19 protein-coding genes are annotated in these 18,341 nt (G+C 44.1%); 10 read left to right on the top strand and 9 right to left on the bottom strand.

Going from position 1 to position 18,341, the window contains the following annotated elements; genetic code table 11:
* Positions 1-6 precede the first annotated feature (6 nt).
* Positions 7-1,005, bottom strand: a complete 999-nt coding sequence (locus ACX5KA_RS06935; protein WP_039221630.1) for an NADP-dependent oxidoreductase — start codon at positions 1,003-1,005, stop codon at positions 7-9.
* 387 nt (positions 1,006-1,392) lie between these two features.
* On the opposite strand from ACX5KA_RS06935, the gene ACX5KA_RS06930 reads away from it, so the two are divergent.
* Entirely contained in the window at positions 1,393-2,727 is a 1,335-nt protein-coding gene (locus ACX5KA_RS06930; protein WP_458730745.1) for an OmpP1/FadL family transporter, read from the top strand.
* 125 nt (positions 2,728-2,852) lie between these two features.
* On the opposite strand, the gene ACX5KA_RS06925 is transcribed toward ACX5KA_RS06930, so the two are convergent.
* On the bottom strand, positions 2,853-3,737 hold the full coding sequence (locus ACX5KA_RS06925) for a LysR family transcriptional regulator (RefSeq protein WP_458730744.1): 885 nt from the start codon (positions 3,735-3,737) through the stop codon (positions 2,853-2,855).
* Between the two features lie 361 nt (positions 3,738-4,098).
* Positions 4,099-4,542 carry a DUF2721 domain-containing protein gene (locus tag ACX5KA_RS06920; protein WP_014951195.1) on the bottom strand — a complete coding sequence of 148 codons (444 nt, stop codon included), beginning with the start codon at positions 4,540-4,542 and terminating at the stop codon, positions 4,099-4,101.
* 317 nt (positions 4,543-4,859) lie between these two features.
* Here ACX5KA_RS06920 and ACX5KA_RS06915 point away from each other — a divergent pair, with 317 nt between their 5' ends.
* Both ACX5KA_RS06915 and ACX5KA_RS06910 read left to right on the top strand, forming a co-directional pair.
* Positions 4,860-6,929: a TonB-dependent receptor gene (locus tag ACX5KA_RS06915; RefSeq protein ID WP_458730743.1), complete on the top strand. Its 2,070-nt coding sequence runs from the start codon at positions 4,860-4,862 to the stop codon at positions 6,927-6,929.
* A 185-nt stretch (positions 6,930-7,114) separates the two neighbouring features.
* The gene (locus ACX5KA_RS06910; RefSeq protein ID WP_458730742.1) at positions 7,115-8,407 is read left to right on the top strand and encodes an NAD(P)/FAD-dependent oxidoreductase; all 1,293 of its coding nucleotides are present in this window, start codon (positions 7,115-7,117) and stop codon (positions 8,405-8,407) included.
* Between the two features lie 76 nt (positions 8,408-8,483).
* Here the strand turns inward: ACX5KA_RS06910 and ACX5KA_RS06905 are convergent, their stop codons facing one another.
* Both ACX5KA_RS06905 and ACX5KA_RS06900 read right to left on the bottom strand, forming a co-directional pair.
* Entirely contained in the window at positions 8,484-9,050 is a 567-nt protein-coding gene (locus ACX5KA_RS06905; protein ID WP_014951192.1) for a YceI family protein, read from the bottom strand.
* A 22-nt stretch (positions 9,051-9,072) separates the two neighbouring features.
* A complete protein-coding gene (locus ACX5KA_RS06900; RefSeq protein ID WP_371341844.1) occupies positions 9,073-9,600 on the bottom strand; it encodes a cytochrome b in 528 nt (175 codons plus the stop codon).
* Positions 9,601-10,061: 461 nt separating this feature from the next.
* On the opposite strand from ACX5KA_RS06900, the gene ACX5KA_RS06895 reads away from it, so the two are divergent.
* The 4 genes from ACX5KA_RS06895 to ACX5KA_RS06880 all read left to right on the top strand — a co-directional run bounded on the left by ACX5KA_RS06895 (position 10,062) and on the right by ACX5KA_RS06880 (position 11,987).
* Positions 10,062-10,295, top strand: a complete 234-nt coding sequence (locus tag ACX5KA_RS06895; protein WP_014977718.1) for a hypothetical protein — start codon at positions 10,062-10,064, stop codon at positions 10,293-10,295.
* Between the two features lie 43 nt (positions 10,296-10,338).
* Positions 10,339-10,902 (top strand): CBS domain-containing protein, encoded by a 564-nt coding sequence (locus tag ACX5KA_RS06890; RefSeq protein WP_039221649.1) that lies wholly within the window; start codon positions 10,339-10,341, stop codon positions 10,900-10,902.
* A 130-nt stretch (positions 10,903-11,032) separates the two neighbouring features.
* Entirely contained in the window at positions 11,033-11,479 is a 447-nt protein-coding gene (locus ACX5KA_RS06885; protein WP_014951188.1) for a hypothetical protein, read from the top strand.
* A gap of 73 nt (positions 11,480-11,552) precedes the next feature.
* A complete protein-coding gene (locus ACX5KA_RS06880; protein WP_039229334.1) occupies positions 11,553-11,987 on the top strand; it encodes a hypothetical protein in 435 nt (144 codons plus the stop codon).
* Positions 11,988-11,996: 9 nt separating this feature from the next.
* Here ACX5KA_RS06880 and ACX5KA_RS06875 read toward each other — a convergent pair whose 3' ends face one another.
* Positions 11,997-12,926, bottom strand: a complete 930-nt coding sequence (locus ACX5KA_RS06875) for an alpha/beta fold hydrolase (protein ID WP_458730741.1) — start codon at positions 12,924-12,926, stop codon at positions 11,997-11,999.
* Positions 12,927-13,072: 146 nt separating this feature from the next.
* Between ACX5KA_RS06875 and arfB the strand changes: the two genes are divergently transcribed.
* The 3 genes from arfB (at position 13,073) to ACX5KA_RS06860 (ending at position 14,690) form a co-directional block, all read left to right on the top strand.
* Positions 13,073-13,489: an alternative ribosome rescue aminoacyl-tRNA hydrolase ArfB gene (arfB, locus tag ACX5KA_RS06870; RefSeq protein ID WP_458730740.1), complete on the top strand. Its 417-nt coding sequence runs from the start codon at positions 13,073-13,075 to the stop codon at positions 13,487-13,489.
* Positions 13,490-13,614: 125 nt separating this feature from the next.
* Positions 13,615-14,292, top strand: coding sequence for a hypothetical protein (locus ACX5KA_RS06865; RefSeq protein WP_342288040.1), 678 nt, complete (start codon positions 13,615-13,617; stop codon positions 14,290-14,292).
* Positions 14,293-14,414: 122 nt separating this feature from the next.
* The gene (locus ACX5KA_RS06860; RefSeq protein WP_458730739.1) at positions 14,415-14,690 is read left to right on the top strand and encodes a hypothetical protein; all 276 of its coding nucleotides are present in this window, start codon (positions 14,415-14,417) and stop codon (positions 14,688-14,690) included.
* Between the two features lie 203 nt (positions 14,691-14,893).
* Here ACX5KA_RS06860 and ACX5KA_RS06855 read toward each other — a convergent pair whose 3' ends face one another.
* From ACX5KA_RS06855 to ACX5KA_RS06845, 3 genes are all read right to left on the bottom strand, one after another.
* Positions 14,894-15,085, bottom strand: a complete 192-nt coding sequence (locus tag ACX5KA_RS06855; RefSeq protein ID WP_014951177.1) for a CsbD family protein — start codon at positions 15,083-15,085, stop codon at positions 14,894-14,896.
* Between the two features lie 201 nt (positions 15,086-15,286).
* Positions 15,287-16,060: a siderophore-interacting protein gene (locus ACX5KA_RS06850; protein WP_049585612.1), complete on the bottom strand. Its 774-nt coding sequence runs from the start codon at positions 16,058-16,060 to the stop codon at positions 15,287-15,289.
* A 488-nt stretch (positions 16,061-16,548) separates the two neighbouring features.
* Entirely contained in the window at positions 16,549-17,712 is a 1,164-nt protein-coding gene (locus ACX5KA_RS06845; protein WP_275445305.1) for an MFS transporter, read from the bottom strand.
* Positions 17,713-18,341 lie beyond the last annotated feature (629 nt).

Below are 18,341 nucleotides of genomic sequence, written 5' to 3'. Positions count from 1 at the left end.
ATTGGCTTACAGCTTCACAATCATCTTGCCGGTGTTCTTGCCTTCAAACAACATATTTAGGCCCTTCTCGGCGTTCTCTAAGCCTTCCACAGTGTGTGCACGGTACTTGATTTTACCTTGTTGAACATAAGGCGAAAGCTTTTGCAGTAGTTGTGGAATTTCACCCCAGTGATCAGGCATAGCAAAACCGCGAATGTTAATTCGTTTTTTAATCAGCGGGATCCAGTTCGGGCCCGGTGACGGCTTTTCAGACTGGTAATCGGCAATCATTCCACATACCACAATTCGGCCATGGGCATTCATTCTGTTAAAAATGTGCTGCTGAATAGGACCGCCCGTATTTTCAAAGAAGACGTCTATTTTATTTGGTGTTAGTTCGGCTAACTTTTCTTCTAAATTGTCAGTTTTGTAGTTTATAGCGCCATCAAACCCAAGCTCATTAACAATCCAATCGGCTTTGTCTTCGCTTCCTACTACGCCAATTACACGCAGCCCGTCTGCTTTAGCAAGCTGACCTACAATTGAGCCCACAGAACCTGCTGCACCCGTAACAATAAGTGTCTCACCTTCTTTGGGCTCGCCAAAGTTATATAAACCTGTTGTGGCCGTTAGGCCTGGTAGTGCAAAAACACAAAGAGCCATTTCCTCAGTAATGCCAGGCTGAAGTTTGTTAAAACCAGAACCGTCACTGAGCACATATTCACTCCAGCCAGTCATTCCCATAACTTTGTCGCCAACCGAAAAATTAGGGTTGTTAGACTCAACCACTTCGCCCACACCGCTTGAGCGCATTACATCGCCAAGCTCTACAGGTGGAATATAACTCTCTCTGTCTTCACTCATCCAACCTAACATCGCAGGGTCTAAAGACATATGAGTTTGCTTTATCAAAATTTGACCGTCTTTAGGCGTGGGAATTTCGAGCTCTTTGCTTTCAAATAAATGTGGCCCAATTTTTCTGTCATGGGGGCGATTAACGAGTGTAATTGCTTTGTATGTTGACATGGTGTCCTCCTGTTACAAGCACAAATGGTCGACGTCTAATCGAATGTAAAAGCGCGTCGCTAAACACGGTTGCATCTGCGCTGTTTAAAATAGGGTGGGGGGTTATAGACATAAACACAACCTATAACACAGCCTACTTATAAATTTGAGTGAAACCTTTTTGCATTTCCAATAGGTGTTAGTGATAGTTAATTAAAATGGTGTTAACAATATTGAGATCTTTCGTTAACGCTGTTTTATCAAAGTTGCTTATAAATGCGTCGAAATTGTAGCTATAATTGTAAAAAATGCGATAAAAGTGCGTAAATGGCGTTTACTTGCATTGAACAAAAGTACTCAGATCCGTAGAATGCCCGTGCAATTTTCCCCTTTTACAATGAGTATCTTATGAAGCAACAGTTTTCTTTACGTGCCTCAGTTTGCTTAGCGCTTGCTACCTTAGCCTCTTCTTCAGCGCTGGCAGCTGGTTTCCAAGTTAATGAACACAGTGCAAACGGTCTAGGCCGTGCCATGGCTGGTCAAGCGGCTAAGCCAGAGAATGCCTCCATTTTAGCAACTAACCCTGCAGCGATTGGTGTATTTAAAGAAGCTGAGTTCAGTGCATCAGTAAGCTTTATCGATCCGAATGTAGATATTAATGGCACTGCAACTTATGCGTTGGGAGAGACTCCTCTTCCTACTGATGCAACCTCTATCTCTACTTCAGCAATAGAAGATGATATTGCAGATACTGCGTTCGTACCTGGATTTTTCTATACTACACCTATTAATGAAAAATTCTCGGCAGGTGTTGGTGTTTTTACTACTTACGGTCTTCGCTCTGACTATTCAGATGACTTTGAAGCTTTGCCATTTGCAGATGAAGCAGAAGTTAAAAGTGTAACCTTCAACCCTGCGATATCATATAAAGTAAACGAACAACTTATGGTTGGTTTTGGTCTGAGCGCAACCTACACCGAAGCTGAAATTGGTTCAGGGGTTTCTGAATCTCTATCATTTGCTTTCAATGCATTAGGTACTAATGTACCGGCGGGCGCTTCTCTTTTTAATCTAGAAGGTGACGATTGGGGCTACGGTTGGAACGCGGGAATTTTCTGGCAGCCTACTGATATGACTAATATTGCTCTTTCACATCGTGCTGAGACAAAACTAGAGCTAAGTGGTGAAGTATCTTCAGATTTGAGAGCAGCACTCAACCAAGATGGAAGCCTTGATTTGAATTTAGCTGCAATTACGGAGCTAGCCATCGATCAGAAGTTAAATGATCAGTGGTCTGTTCAAAGTAGTGTAACTTTCACTGATTGGAGTACTTTCCAAAAGCTTGAGGCTAATCTAGAAAGTGGTGATGATTTCCTTATCAAGGAAGAAAACTTTGATGATTCGTGGCGCGCATCTATCGGTGTTACCTACATCTTAAACGACGAAATTACTCTTCGTGCTGGCTATGCTTATGATGATGGCGTGGTATCGGTAGAAAACCGCTCGCTAAGTATTCCAGATACTGACCGTCACTGGTTCTCTGGTGGTATGACTTACACCATGAGTGAAGACACCTCGATTGATCTTGCCTATGTGTTTATTGATGGTCGAAAAGCGGACATCGATAAAAAGAGAACGATTGTAGAAAATGCAGTACCTGGTGCTGATTTTACTAGCACTTTTGTTGGTACACAGTCAGCTACTGCGCACATTCTAAGTGTTCAAATGAACACTCGCTTCTAACTTCTAAGAAGCCAAGTTGATAAAAAAGGCAGCATATTTACGCTGCCTTTTTGGTAATGACCTATGCACACTGTATAACGTCGCATTTTTTATGTGCAATAGGGTTCTTGTGCGCTGTTTAACGATTAAATTTGCGCAAATAAATCTTGCAGACATGTAATTGCTGCGCTGATTTTTGCAGGCATTAGCTCTCGTTTCGGTGTGACCGCATAAACCGTATAATCTGATAACTCCCAGTCAGTGAAGAGCTGCTTCATTTCACCAGACTTTAATAGATGTCTCACTTCTGGTTCGGGAAGAACCGCATAGCCAACGCTATCTTGGGTAAGTTTAATCAACGTCTGCATTGAGTTGACATCAATGCGTTGTGTATCCAACTCATACTCGCCTTCGCTTTCGTGCTTCATAACGTATTCTTCAATATGCCTGTGAGCAATATATACATGTGCACTAAGTGCGTCAGGTGAAGTAAGCGTTTCGCTAGCAAGCGGATGGTCTGCAGAGACACATAAAATGCGCTTCCAGGTCGCGAGTAGCAAACTGCTGAAATTTGTATCTGAGACTGGGGCGAAGCAAAGAACAAGATCGGCACTGGAAGCGATAATGTCTTTAGGCTCGTCAGTTACGGTTAAAGAGATAGTTATTTTAGGAAATTCTTCACAAAGCTTTTTCAGTGGCTCGCTTAACAGTCCTCCGCCAAAACCCTCCGGCGCGATGATGTTTATTTTACCTGTGGGATCATCCTGCAGACTTTCAATTTTTTGCTGGGCAAGTTCTGCGGTTTGCAGCATTTGCTTACTGGTTTCGTAATAGATGCGCCCTGCTTCCGTTAGGCTCAAGCTTCGGGTATTTCGGTTAAAAAGGCTAAGGCCGATATCGTGTTCTAGCTTTCTTAACTGCTGACTAATAGCAGAGACAGTCATGTGCAGCTCTCTCGCAGCTACACTCATGCTACCACTATCTGTTACTGCAACAAAAACCTGAAGAGAGCGAAGTAATTTAGTATTCATGGCGCTTAGTTAATCCTTTTTATTGGCCGCAGTATTTTGACTGTTAATATGTAGCAAATTAACGACGGAAATAGTCGAATTCTACCGTATTTTAACGTTGATGAACGCTTTTGAAGCAGGTCTTTACGCAATGCTTACATTGGAAAGTTATGCATAATCTTCGCATTTGTAGCTAAAGGTAATTTTGGAGCTCATCTTGCTTCTTTGCATATGAATGTTAGCTTCAAAACTAAGCCAATCGCGACAGCCTAAAAATAAGTAGACGGATAGAGAAGGTAAACATTACGCTCTATCCGCCTTTTTGGTGTATCGCTGATGGGATCAATTGAACGCCAGCGAGCAAGCCGTTGTCGATACGTGGTTAGCGGATGGTTCTGACCATATTTATGGTATTTGTCGCCAGTTTCACTTCAACCAGAAAAACAATAAGCGCACTAATTAGAAACATCATAGCCAGTATGAACAACACGATGACTGGCGTTTTTAAGTCGACAACCCAGAGCGACCCAGAAAACAGCGCCATAATGACGGTACACACCATCAGTCCAGCGGCGACACATAGCCCAATCGCCCAGTTAATCACTTTTACCCTGCGCCATAGCACCTTAATTTCTTTTTTTGAGCGATCGACAATATGCGGGTCTGAAAGGGTATGAATCTGTCTTTCTGCCACCCTCACCCTGTCGGATATTCGGCCCAGCCGAGACGACATAACATTGAGGAAGCCCGCAATACCGGTGAGTAAAAATACGGGGGCAACAGCGAATTCGATAAGCTGTGAAAGACTAGGAATAAGTGTATCCAATGGTTCCTCCAGCGAACAAAGTTTGGTGCTCTTACTTCAGGCAAAGAGTGATTATCCCATTGCTGCAATCTACTAACGTACTGCCAGTCTATATGCGTTAGATACACGAAAATTAGAAATAGTGTATAAAGCTAAGACTTGTGTAGTGACAGTAAAGTCTGCGAACTGCAAAGTCTACGCCAACGCTTAAAGTAGAGTTATGGCGTAATTGTCACAATGCCGCAACAGTTTAGCGAGTTTTAACCCATTCTTGTCTAAATTAACGATACACTAGCACCAATTGCTAAAAAAACATCTTGTCATCATAAGGATAGATAATGCGCTTTGCCCCAAGCTTTCCTCTGTCGTTGCTAGTTGTGTCTCTGCTATCGCATTCAGCCATCGCTCAACAAACCAATGAAATAGAAAGAATTGAAACCACGTCTTCTCGTATACAGGGAAATATCAATGCTTCCGGTTATGCAGTGTCGTCTATTTCAGAAGAAACGCTTTCGCTGCTTTCATTTCAACATATCCAAGAGTCGCTGAATTACATTGCGGGTGCCGGCGTACAGCGGGGCAATGGGCAAGAGTATTTACCTGCCCTTCGTTCGCCAGTGTTAACCGGCGCTGGAGCGTGCGGCGGAATTTTAGCAGCAGAAGACGGTATTGCGTTGCGCGCAGCAGGTTTTTGCAATATTAACGAGCTATTTGAAGCACACGGTGAAATTGCACAGCGTATTGACGTGATAAAAGGCCCTGCGTCAGCGCTTTATGGCTCTAATGCGATACATGGTGTGATTAATGTGGTTACCCCTGACACAACCCAAGGCGACGGAGAGCTTAGCGTTGATTACGGGTCTTATGGGTTTCATCGTGTAAAGCTAAAAGAAGGGAAAGACTTTGGTCACAGTGGCGTGGGTATCGCCGCCAGTGTTACCAGAGATACAGGATATCGAAATGAAGAGGGCGTTGACCAAGAGAAAGTCTCGCTTCGCCACAGGCTAGAGTGGGACAGCACGGTTATCACGAGCGGCCTTACCTATACCCATCTGGACCAAGAAACTGCCGGCTACATCGAAGGGTTTGAAAGCTACAAAAATACACAAATAGCCAAAAGCAACCCAAACCCCGAAGCGTTTCGAAAAGCAGAAAGTTTTAGGCTATGGAGCAAGTTCGATACTAACTTTAGCGGTGGTCATGCACTGTTGATTACACCTTACGTACGCAACCAGGACATGCGTTTCCGTATGCACTTTTTACCTGGCAAACCCCTTGAAACGAATACTCAAAAAGGCGTTGGTGCGCTGTCTCAGTTCAATTACGTCATTAATGACAGCCTAAGTGCGGATATAGGATTAGACGTAGAATACACAGAAGGTGAATTAACCCAGTCACAAGACAGCGCCACAGAAGGGTCTGCCTTTTTGGTTGAAACCATACCTGTAGGAAAGCACTATGATTATGATGTAGATGCCACGCTATTTGCGCCTTTCTTTACTTTCAATTGGCAAGCTGAGCGTTGGGCTATTTCTGTCGGCGGGCGCTTTGAGTCTATGCAATACGACTACACCAACAATATGAATGTTGGTCGTGTACGCGAAGATGGCACACAGTGCGGTTTTGGCGGCTGCAGATATTCCAGACCAGCAGACAGCGAAAATGATTTTAATAACTTTAGTCCGAAGCTTTCACTTCGTTATCAACTTAATCCTCAAACCCAGTTATTTGGCGGCATCGCAAGAGGCTATCGCGCGCCTCAGGCAACAGAGCTGTATCGTTTGCAGCGTGCACAGACTGTTACTGATCTTGACTCGGTAACGGCCGATAATATCGAGATGGGCGTTACAGGAACACTATTTGACGGCAGCTATACGCTTAGCCTTTACAGCCTACAAAAAGATAATGTGATTTACCGCGACAGCGACTTTTTCAACGTAAGCAACGGCGAAACGTGGCATAGAGGCGTAGAGCTTACTTTTGACCAACCGTTAAGCGATATACTGCGCTTAGATTTTGCTGGTACATACGCAAGGCATACCTACGAGCACAGTCAGCTCTCAGGTGAACAAGACATTAAAGGTAATGATATTGATACTGCGCCAAAGCTTCAGTTTAACGCTCGTTTAAGCTTTGAGATGTCGAACAAAGTACAAACGCAGCTAGAGTGGCAGCATGTTTCCAGCTATTTCACCGACGCTGAAAATCTCAACGAGTACGAGGGGCATGACTTGTTACATGCGCGTGTACGTTACAGCGTAAACGAAGACGTTACATTGTATGCGCGGGTTAACAACGTATTGGATACGGGCTACGCTGAACGCGCCGATTTTACTAGCTTCACAGGCCCTCGCTACTTTCCTGGGCGGCCTCGAAACTTCATGATAACGGCATCGTTCACGTTATAGATTTAAATAAACAGATGCAATAGATAATTATTAATCTTGAAAATACAGACTATTGCCGTGACTTGCTTGTACCCCAGCGGCATCAGGCGTAGTCTGTAGGCATCAGCATGGGTCTCAGTCACGCCATGTATAGCGCTTGGAAAGGTCAGGCGACATACGTGGAATGATTGTTAATAGGTATACCCATGCAAAAAATAGTAATTGTTGGTGGCGGTGCTGGTGGTCTTGAATTAGCCAGTCGCTTAAGCCGCACCCTCGGGAGAAAGAAACAAGCCGAAATTACCCTCGTCGACCGCAGTCGAACCCATATCTGGAAGCCGCTATTACATGAAGTGGCCGCCGGTGTAATTGATAAGCATTCAGACGGTGTGGATTACGCCATCCACGCTGCAGCTCACCACTACCGCTTTCAATTAGGCGAAATGTGCTCGCTTAACGCGCAAGCGCAAATCATAACCTTGTCGCCTTTAATCGATGAAGAAGGGACGCAGGTTTTGCCTGAACGCGAGATTCATTATGACCAGTTAGTGTTGGCGGTTGGCAGTGTGAGTAACGACTTTGGCACACTTGGCGTTGCTGAGCATTGCTACTTTCTTGACTCGTTAAAGCAAGCTGAACGTTTTCATAAAGCGCTTCTTAATCAGCTAATCCGCATCAATCAGCAAGAAGATAAAGACGCCAGAATTGATGTCGCTATTGTCGGGGCAGGAGCAACAGGTACTGAGCTAGCCGCTCAACTTCACCATGTGGCGAATTTGTCCAAGGCTTACGGAATGCCAGACATGTCAGCTTCTCGTCTTAAGATTACGATCGTAGAAGCGGGAGAGCGTATATTGCCTGCGCTACCTGAGCGTATAGCGAACTCTGCAAGAAAAGCACTGCATAAGTTGGGCGTAGACATTAAAGAGCAAACCATGGTGGCAGAAGCCGACGCCAAAGGGCTGATCACTAAAGACGGTGGTCGAATTGACGCTGATTTAATGGTGTGGGCTGCGGGGGTGAAAGCACCGGACTTCATAACAAAGCTTGCGCTTTTTGAAACGAACAGAGCCAATCAAATTCTTGTTGATAAGCAGCTTCGCAGTTCATCTCATAAGAATATTTGGGTGTTAGGCGATTGCTGTGGTTTCCAGCAGGAAAATGGGAAGTGGGTGCCGCCTCGAGCGCAGTCTGCCCACCAAATGGCGGATATTGTTGCGCATAATATAACGTCGTTATTTACTCAAAAAGACACGAAAGATTTTACTTACAAGGACTATGGATCCTTGGTTCACTTAAGTAAATACAGCACTGTTGGAAGTTTAATGGGCTCACTGTCAAACAGCAGTATGTTTATAGAAGGGCGTCTAGCCAAGTTGGTTTACGTTTCTTTGTATAATATGCACCAGTTTGCAGTACACGGAAAAATTAAAGGTGCTCTAAAGCTCCTTGTGAAGAAGTTAAGTCAGGCCATCAGCCCTAAGCTGAAGCTTCACTAACCACATATAAAAAAAGCCCCATGTTTGGGGCTTTCTCAAATCATAAATTTAGTTCGCTGGGACCAAACGTAAATAGCTATTGTTTCACGCCTTCAACGTGAAGCTCTAATTCTACCGTTTGCGACGCTGGGCCTAAATCATAGTCGATGCCATAATCTTTAAGTGCAATCGTCGTTGTGCCCATGAATCCTGCACGATAGCCACCCCATGGGTCTTTGCCTTCGCCAATCTTTTTGGCTTCTATAGTGATAGGCTTTGTCACACCGTGAAGCGTGAAGTCACCCATTACATCCATCATGCCATTGCCTTTATCGACAATTTTTGTGCTGACAAACTTCGCCTCTGGAAAGTCGTCAACGTTTAAGAAATCGTCGCTCTTAAGGTGCTTGTCACGCTCTGCGTGGTTTGAGTCGATACTGTCGGTATCGATAGTCACCATAATTTTTGCTGCACTAGGTGCTGCGTCGTCGTAACTAAAAGTACCTTTAAAATCGTTGAAGCGACCAGTGAGCCACGAGTAGCCCAAGTGTTGAATTTTAAAGTTGATAGACGCGTGGGCGCCTTTGCTATCAATCACATAATCTGCGGCGTTAGCGGTGCTTAAAGACAGCGCAGCGGCCAAGGCAAGTGTTAACTTCTTCATCATTTCTCCTTTTTCCTCAATATCATCGAAGCCGTAACATCTGCTTCAGTGTGTCATCGTTACGAATAAAGTGGTGTTTCAGCGCAGCCAGCGCGTGAATGATCGCCAATACAATCACTGACCACGCAATATAAAAATGGGCCTTTCCTGCAATGTCTTCTTGATTTTCAAAGAACTCGCCCATTGCAGGTACAGAAAACCAATTAAATACGTCGATGCTTCTTCCATCGGCCGTTGAAATTAAATAGCCGCTCGCGAATAGCATGATAATCAAGGTGTACAAAAGCCCATGACCTATGCGACTTAACCTTTTTTCTAACGGGGTGCCATGTGACGGCGGCCGTGAAGTAACAACGCGCGTGACTAAGCGAATAACAGTGATGGCAAGCAAAATTAATCCAACACTCTTGTGCCAATGCGGTGCCGTCTTATACCAGTCGCTGTAATATGTGAGGTCGACCATCCACAGCCCTGAAGCAAACATGCCGACAATGGCAATAGCAGATATCCAATGCAAAAAAACTATAGGTCTGGACCATCTTGGTTTCATATCACTTCCGTTATTACTTACTTGCAATCAGGTTGTTTAGACATTCAGTTAATCGCGTTATCTCAACCGCGAAATGACCGCTGAAAAAGCACCTCATGCATCAATTGAATCTAGTGTATTTCTAATTACGTTGGCTAAACATTACATTTAATGGGAGTGTTCGTTCTTGTTTTTAGAACGGATGTACAGAAAACAACCCACCAAATCTGAATCGCGACACGGCTAGTTTTCTAAGACATGTCGTTTAATGGTCGATAAATTGCGCTAAACACCTCTATTAAACGCGCTAAATACTCTTATAGTTTAAATAGGCAGTAACAAAAGTGGCTGCTTTGCTTCAATGTTGTTTAGTTCAGTAGAGGTTGTACGCTTTGCGCGTTTCGTACGTTTTGTTGGCCGTTATTCTGCCAGCGTTATTTTCATCACTAGTATCCGTCTCCGTATTGGGAGAGGGAAGAAGTGTGCAAAATATTGCGGGGCAGTCGAACAGTGCAAATACGCTCTCAACCCTCATTAGCGAATGGGAAAGCTCCGCTTTTGAAGTGTCTGACGACGACATTGATGATGGCATTTCGTTTGTCGACATCACCAGCGGCTTGGAAAAATACCGGTTTTCGGCTGGAAAAACGATTGATGCAAAAGCCTTTACTAGGCAGCGCGATAACATTATTCGAGGGCCACCTTCTTTCACTTAATCATTAAAAAACTGAATTTTTTATTTTTGATTAGGAGAAAGGTATGCACGCCTTAAATCTATATAAAACCGAAGCTATCGATACATTGGCATGGCCGGTTGTTGAAAACACCATTACTGTAAAATCATCTGCTATGGCGGTCTTCACTGACTTTAAGCAGCACTTACCACACGTTATTGATGCTCGAACTCCAGCGACGAAAATAGAGTCGATTATGCGTCAGTCTCATGTTCGTATGATGCTGGTGGTAAACAGTGAGAACCGTTTCATTGGTATTGTGACCAGTCACGATGTCGGTGAACAGCAAATCATTCAGCGTGTAAGCGAGCTTAAGGTTAAGCGAGAAGAGCTCACTGTTCATGATTTCATGCGTCCTAAAACCTCGCTCATGTCGTTCGATTTCAGTGAGCTAATACGTTCATCAGTGGGGGACGTGATAGAAACACTCAAAGACTACGGGCAGCACCATTGCCTTGTCATGGACAGAGACAGCCATGAAATTCGTGGCGTAATCAGCGTGAGTGACATTGCTAGAGAGCTGCGTTTGCCGCTTGATATACAGGGCCGCCCTACGTTTGCTGAGCTGATCAACATTCTTGCCGCTTAATTTTCAATTTTCTCAATACTGAACCATACTTTGACTACGTGTTGTTTCAAAACAACTCGTAGTCAAAGGCATATATCGCCTTAACGGTATTTGCTAGCTTAATATTTTATCGAAGTAGTTAGGTGGTTATATGCAGTATGCTCATGGCGAATTTATTATTACACGCTGTGGTGATGCGGTGCTAACGCAAGCTTATGGGCCGTGGAACAGAGAGTGTGTAAATAGCTTTGCCAGTGAGTATCGCACGCTTTCCGAGTGCTTACATGGGAAAGCTTGGTGCGATATTGTTAGTGTTGTTGGCGAATCACTACTCATTCCTGATGCTGAAGCGCTGCTTCACGAACGTGTGGCTTCGGTAAATCCCATAGGGCTCACTCATGTGGCATTAGTGATGGGAGAGTCAAGCGTTCGAGCAACCACGCAGGCGCAACTTAAACGCGTGTATCGCGATACCAATATTGATTATATTTTTGTGGATTCCATAGAAGATGCTGTTGATTGGTTGTCTTCAAAAGGATTTTCCGTCGATAAAGATGGCATCGATTTGCATCGTGAGAAAGTAGCAATGAAGCTGTAGATAAAACTTGGTACGCATTTCGCAGCGTTTCATAACATCTGTATAACATTGTTCGATGAAACGAGGCGATATTATGAATAGATCACTATTTCCTACCAGCGTTGTTACGAAAGCCTTCACATGGGCATACCAAGAACTCGGTTTAAATATCAAGCAAGCTTCTGAAATATTGGGTATTTCTCCATCTTCTTTGGCGCAGACTACGCTACTTGGGTTTGAGAGTGGCACATCAGAGTACAGAAAGCAGCTCGCTTTTATTCGTATGTATCATTTACTCATTTCATTGTCAGATGGGGACAGTGAGCAAATGAAGGCGTGGTTTAGCAGTTACAATATAACGCTGGGCGCGACCCCTTTTGAAATGTGCAAAGCGTATGACGGCATTGAGAGAGTCGCCGATCAGCTTCGCAAACTGAAGCAGTCGACTTATGGTCGAGAGCGCACACTCGCCGTTGTTGAGTTTTCTCATAAAGAGCACGTTGAAAAGACAGGTGCAAGGCTTCACTAAGCCACTTACTTAAGCGCTTTCGTCAATCGATATTATAAAGTCTGCGCACGCTTGCACCTGAGTAACGGGGATCATGTGGCCAGCGCCAGAAATAATTTTGTGTACCGCACTTCCTATTGCCTTTGTTACCGCGGTGATGTGCTCGTCGGGCCTCAAGATAGTATCTTTTTCACCATACAATACCCCAACAGGGCATTGAATATCTTCATAACGAGTTTGCTGACGGTGCAGACTGCCCTGCGCAGATACTGTATCTCTGCTACCTTCATAAAAGCTTCGAGAGTGAAGCGCTAATAAACCACCGCCTTCAGTTGAAAAGGACGGGGGGACAGGTTCGGGGTGAAAAATTTGGGCGACTTGTTTTCTACCTAACTTTGCACGCAGTGGACTGGCAATGGTTTTTGCAACACTGCTGCGTACCCATTCATTGGGTATGTAAAGCACCGAAAGAGGCCCGGCACCACCTTTTAGTGGTGTAGTTAACGGGCATAGAAGCGAAACCGATTTTATTTTGTCAGGTGCATCGATTGCCATCCTCAGTGCAATTCCTCCTCCCATTGAATGCCCAGCGATGCTCGCACTACCTATTCCCTCTTTTTGCATCCACTCGAGTATCATTTTACTTTGCTGTTCGAAGCTAGCGGATGTGCTTTTGTAGCGGCTCGAAAATCCGCTGCCTGGACGATCAACGGTATAGACCGTGTAGCGGGAAGCGAGGGTTTTTGCTAATTCGCTAAAATTGTTACTATTGCCAAGTAAACCATGAATCAGCACAAGCGCCGGACCGTTTCCTTGCTTTTGACAGTGAATAATTCCACCATCAACAGGCGTAAGTTTTCCTGATGGTGTGAATGAAGCTTCGATATTGCTGTCCATTTTGGCGGTAAACCAAATAAGCGCTACAACGATACAAATAATGATGAGCAATGCGATGATCATGTTTTATGTCCAAAATAAGGATAAAAAACAACCTATCGGTTAACGCAAAAATGGTCAAGTAAGCAGTAGTGATAGTGACCTATAGATGTAGGGCCGCTAGTGCTGCAACGTTAACGTGGTTACGCCATGACGTATTAGGATTTGAGATGGAATTAACAATAACCCCTTCTATCGCGATAGATGAAAGCGAAGCTGAATTGCAAGCTATTCGAGCACAAGGTAGCGGTGGGCAGAATGTGAATAAAGTAAGTAGCGCCATACATTTACGCTTCGATATAAATGGATCATCGCTGCCTGAAAAGCTAAAAGAAAAGCTACTTCAGCTTAAAGATAGTCGTGTTACCAACGACGGTGTTTTTGTGCTTAAAGCGCAAAATTATCGAACGCAAGAACAAAACAGAGAAGATGCGCTAGCGCGACTTGTTGCGTGGATAAAGGCTGCGACAATTGAACAAAAACCGCGCATAAAAACAAAGGTGAGCCGTGCGGCAAAAGCACGTCGTGTAGATGTAAAAAAACAACAAGGTGCTAAAAAATCTATGCGTAAGAAAGTGGAAATTTAAACAAAACTAATCTAAAGTATAAAGCCTTATTGATGTCATTTCGCAAGACAACGGAAAATTCTTACAATAATAAATGAATGTGTCTTGTGCTTATGCTAATTATTGGAACTTAGGAAGCATACAAAGTGACGCGTTCGAACGTTATTCCTATGGTGCTATTTGCAGCCATAGTGGTTTCGCTTGGGATTAATACACCGCAAGCCGCAAACGAGATTATTGCTCGTTTGTTCAACAAATCTATTTCTAATACTGAACTACAGCCCTCACAGGCTGATGTCGACCGTTTTCAGTCTATTTTAACTGACAAGTCTGAGAAGGAAGTACGAGCTATTTTAGCTCAGCGTGCGCTTGGTAATAAAATTACCGAGTCTGTGCTTTCAGATTTTGCCGATAAGAATGCGATTGAGCCAAATGAAAGCGAAGTTCAATCTGCGTATTCTGTAATAAAATTATGGACCGTTGATTTGGACAACGATGGCGGCTATCAAGATGAAGAGCTAGAGCGTTACCGTTTGGCAATGGCGGAAGGCATGGCAAAAAGCTGGAAAGTATCGAAAGCCCTTTACGAAGCGTATGGCGGAGATGTGGTTTTTCAACAGGATAACCCGTTAACACCGGTAGGTGCTTATCAAAAACTGTTTGAACAGTATCGCGAAAAGGGGGAGTTCGTAATTTATGACCCTGCCTTTAAAGCTGCGTTTTGGAGTTCAGTTAAAATGAAATATGCCAAAACTTACGACCCAGATAATATAGATTTTTCGCTTCCCTGGTGGGAAAAGAGCATGACAGCTTCAGAAAAATAGCTCGGAAAGCCCTGTTTTTACAGGGCTTTTTTAATTCTTTTAAAAAAATCAAACTAAGTGCGGAATAAAAACTTTCTTCAAACGTTATCTCAGTGTCCTTTATGGAAAACGGAGATAAACGGATGAAAAACTTAAATACTGCAATTGCACTGGCTTTAGGTATCGCGTCAACGTCTGTGTTGGCTCAAGAAACCACGTTCTCTGCTAACACATCAGCTAATACGTCGACTTCTGCATCGCTTTCACTAAAAAGCGGTGCAACTACACAGTCTGCAAATCAGGTTAATACGCAGATTTCTGCCGAAGGCGAAGCATCTACGCAGAGCCAAATGTCCACCGAGAACTCAGCCGATACCGGTGAACAATTATCCGCAAACCAAACAAGCAACGAGCTTTGACGCAAGGGAAGTTCGCGATAACTTACAGCCTAAGACGGAAGAGTGATAAAAAATCAAAGGGCATAACCTCCCTTGACTACGACACAAATAAAAAGGGCCGCTGCATTATGCAGCGGCCCTTTTAGTAGCAGTAAAGATTAACAACACAGTGATACCAGATTGTCATACTGCCAGTGTCTTAATTCATATATTGGAGACGGCGATTAATTAAAATAACCATCGACCTCTTTTTCAGCTTCGTCACGGCTTTTGCCATAAGCTTGTTGAATCTTACCTACTAGTTCTTCACGTCGACCGTCAATTACATCTAGGTCGTCATCGGTTAGTTTGCCCCACTTTTGCTGCACCTTACCTTTCATTTCTTTCCAATTACCTTCAATACGATCACTGTTCATAACTTGCTCTCCTTATCCAAACAATTGGTTGAAAAAACTGGCGGAATAATTGGCCAGTTATTTTCTTAGCAGCAAATGCTGTTCCATTGTGTAGGTATATGAAAGTATTGAATTTGTTGTTTATGAAAATTCTGTCGTACAGTTGTTTTTTATGCACAATTTACAAGTTCTTGCAAAGCCTACAGGAAGCATAGTCATCAACTAGGCCAATGTTTTAGCATACGCTTCACTGTCCTGCATTTTTTCTATTTTATGTTGATCTTCGCTGCGGCCTTTCTTCCAGTAGCTACTAATATAAATATTCTCGTGCGCCACGGATTTTTCGTCCTTGAGCCATGTCCGAATCGCTCGCATATCAGAAAATTCACACGCCACCCAAACTGTGGGGTTTCCGTCGAGCCAAGTTAACTGGTCAAGGCGGGAAGGTAAAGATTGCTCATGTTCCCATATCACCGTTACTCCTTCGGGCTTCTTAAGTGTAACCGCATCCTTTTCGTCTTCAATTTTAATCACGGCGTAGCCTTTGGTTTGTACAGGAAGCTCGGCGAGGTGATTTCTAATACTAGGAAGCGCTGTCATGTCGCCAGCCAACAATATCCAATCATATTGCTCGCTGAGTCCCTTACTAGAACCGGGCCCTGCGAGCGTGATGATGTCGCCAGGCTTTGTACTTGTCGCCCATGCCGACGCAGGGCCAGTTTTACCACCATCGGCATGAATAACCATATCCAGAACCATTTCAGGCTTCTCTGTGTCAAAGTGCGCAACCGTATAGGTGCGCATTGCCACTTGGTTCGTATCTGTGGGGCGTTTCAGCGAGTTTCCTTCTAGGTCGAACATAAGTTTAATGTACGCACCTGCAGTGACCGAGGGAAAGGTAAGAAGGTCTTCCCCACTAAGGTGTACACGCTGCATATTCGGGGTAATTCGGACTGATTGGGTGACAATAGCTCTGCGAGGTTGCGGTTTAGACATTAGCTTACTCCTGTGATCTTGAGTAGCTATTCTATTTAGAAATAATTCTCATTTCTATTTCTAAAGGTGAAATGATCAGGATTGTTTAGTTCTATTTTTTAGATTAACTGACCGGTCTTAAGAGAAACTAATACAAATAAAATAGATAGGTGTACGTTGGATTAGCACTATAACAATAAGCGAGGAATACACACTGGAAAAGGAAGATTGGAGCAAAAGAAAAGGGGCTAAAATGCCCCTTAAAAAACCACAACATAACTTGGAAAACACATTTACACACCACAAAGACGCACACTCAACGACTTCATGTATAAGTTAAGATAGCCTAATTATAAAAAGGTTCCGCTTTTTTAAAAATAAAAGGTAAAAAAATAAATACCTTTGAAATAGGCGTATTCCTGTCACCTGTCAGGCTGACATTAATTCGCTCAGGCCTGTTTAGCTTTTATGACGAATTGGGCCAAATGTATGGCAACGGTTAACAGGCCCTAGCCAACGTGTCTTATTCTTCGCAATGTTATGTAGACGACGCACGTGGTTGCTGCGATTAGCGCTGACGCTATTGCGAACGGAAGCGCGATGTCCAGTTGGTAAATGAAAGCTGCCAGTGGTGGACCTATTACGTAGCCCATGGCAGTAGTCGCTGTAATTAACCCAGTGATAGTGGCTTGTTGAGAGGGGGCGCAGTAGGTCGTTGCTGCAGCTGCCAAAGATGGGTAGGCCATTCCCATACCTAAACCCATTAATGTCATGGCCGCATAAAGCATAAATAACGAATGTTGAAGAAAGAGCAGCAAGTAGGCTAAGCCCAATAGCGGAAGCGCGATAGTGATCATCGCTTCTTTGCTTATTCGGCCTTTTTGTACCCACCCAAATTGGGCTGTGAGAGACGCGGCAGCACTGACCATCATCGCGAAACCCACTTGCCGAGCAGCGTCTACGGGTGAATAGTCGTAAAAATCGATAAAAAAGAAACCCAGTGATTGCTGCATCATCGCCATTGCGCAAAATACACAAATACATGCAGCGACGAATACATAAGGTACTTTGCTAGGCGCTTGGTCATTGTCGCTAGTCTGCTGAGCGTTTTTTTGCTGAGACAAAGGCGGCAGAACAGGTAGCTTAAAATATACCAATGAAAGCGCCAGTAAGGTTAGCAACACGATGCTGTACAACGGTGCCAATAAGCCAAAACCGACTAAAAGCCCAGCGTAGGCGGGCCCCACAATTTGCCCTACGTTGCTTGCAGAGGTGACTTTGCTGATTGCACTTACTCTACTTTGGGGCGTACTGATAGCGACGGCGTAACCTACCGCAGAAGGCGGAGTTGCAGACATAATGGTTGATTGCAGACTTCGGCTTATCAACAATGCCAAAAACAAATTGGTGCCGCTTATAATGCCAGAAAATCCTGCCATCCATGCACTAGCGAAGGCAAATGTGCCCAAGCTATAACCCGACAGACCAACCATTAAAATACGTTTAAAGCCCGCACGCTTAGCGACCTTGCTCCACACATTCGTACCGAACGCAAAAATAAGTGCAGAGCTAGACATAATAGTGGCAATGTGGAATTCAGAAAGGTTCGCCTGTCGCCCCATAGAAGGGAGTGTGGTAAGCATTACGCTTTGGCCAACAGACGTAGCGAGCAACGCACAAAAAAGAACTCTAAAAACGATAGTAGATGCAGACGGCGAAAGCACGCAGGTAGCCCTTTTGGTAGGCGATAAAGAAACAACACAATTTTATCACAAATGAAGATAAAAAAATGCCCGCCAAAGGCGGGCCAAAATCAGAGGTATGTAAAGGCCGGGATGGGCCTTTGAGGGGAGAGGGTAGTCGTCGGATGACAACTCACTAATAACATCGACGACATTACCAGTGTCCTCACTATGGTCTCGCTGAAGCAACACACACGTACATTCAACGAATCCAAATTGGGTCAACAATCCCTTGCTGCACGAGACATCACTGTCGGTGCTTGCGATGTAGGTACTCAGAGCTTGTTTGCAATCCTTATGAAACAAGTGCCTTGCATCCTGCGAGTTTAATTAGGTTGTCTTTTACCTAACCTCATCATCGACCAGCAATTTAACGAATCTTCTACAGGCATCCATTAGTTACAATACTGACACATCCGTTTTTCCTTGGTGACACACTCCATGCACTTCCCATCTCGTCACCTTCAGTATTTGTCATCTACGCAATTTGGCCTCTCCGTCGCTAAAGCTGTCCTAGCTACAAACTGCGTTCTGTATTTATCCGTTAGTCTAATGTATGC

Source organism: Alteromonas alvinellae, assembly GCF_902705805.1.
This window is presented reverse-complemented; position numbering and strand designations above follow the sequence as displayed.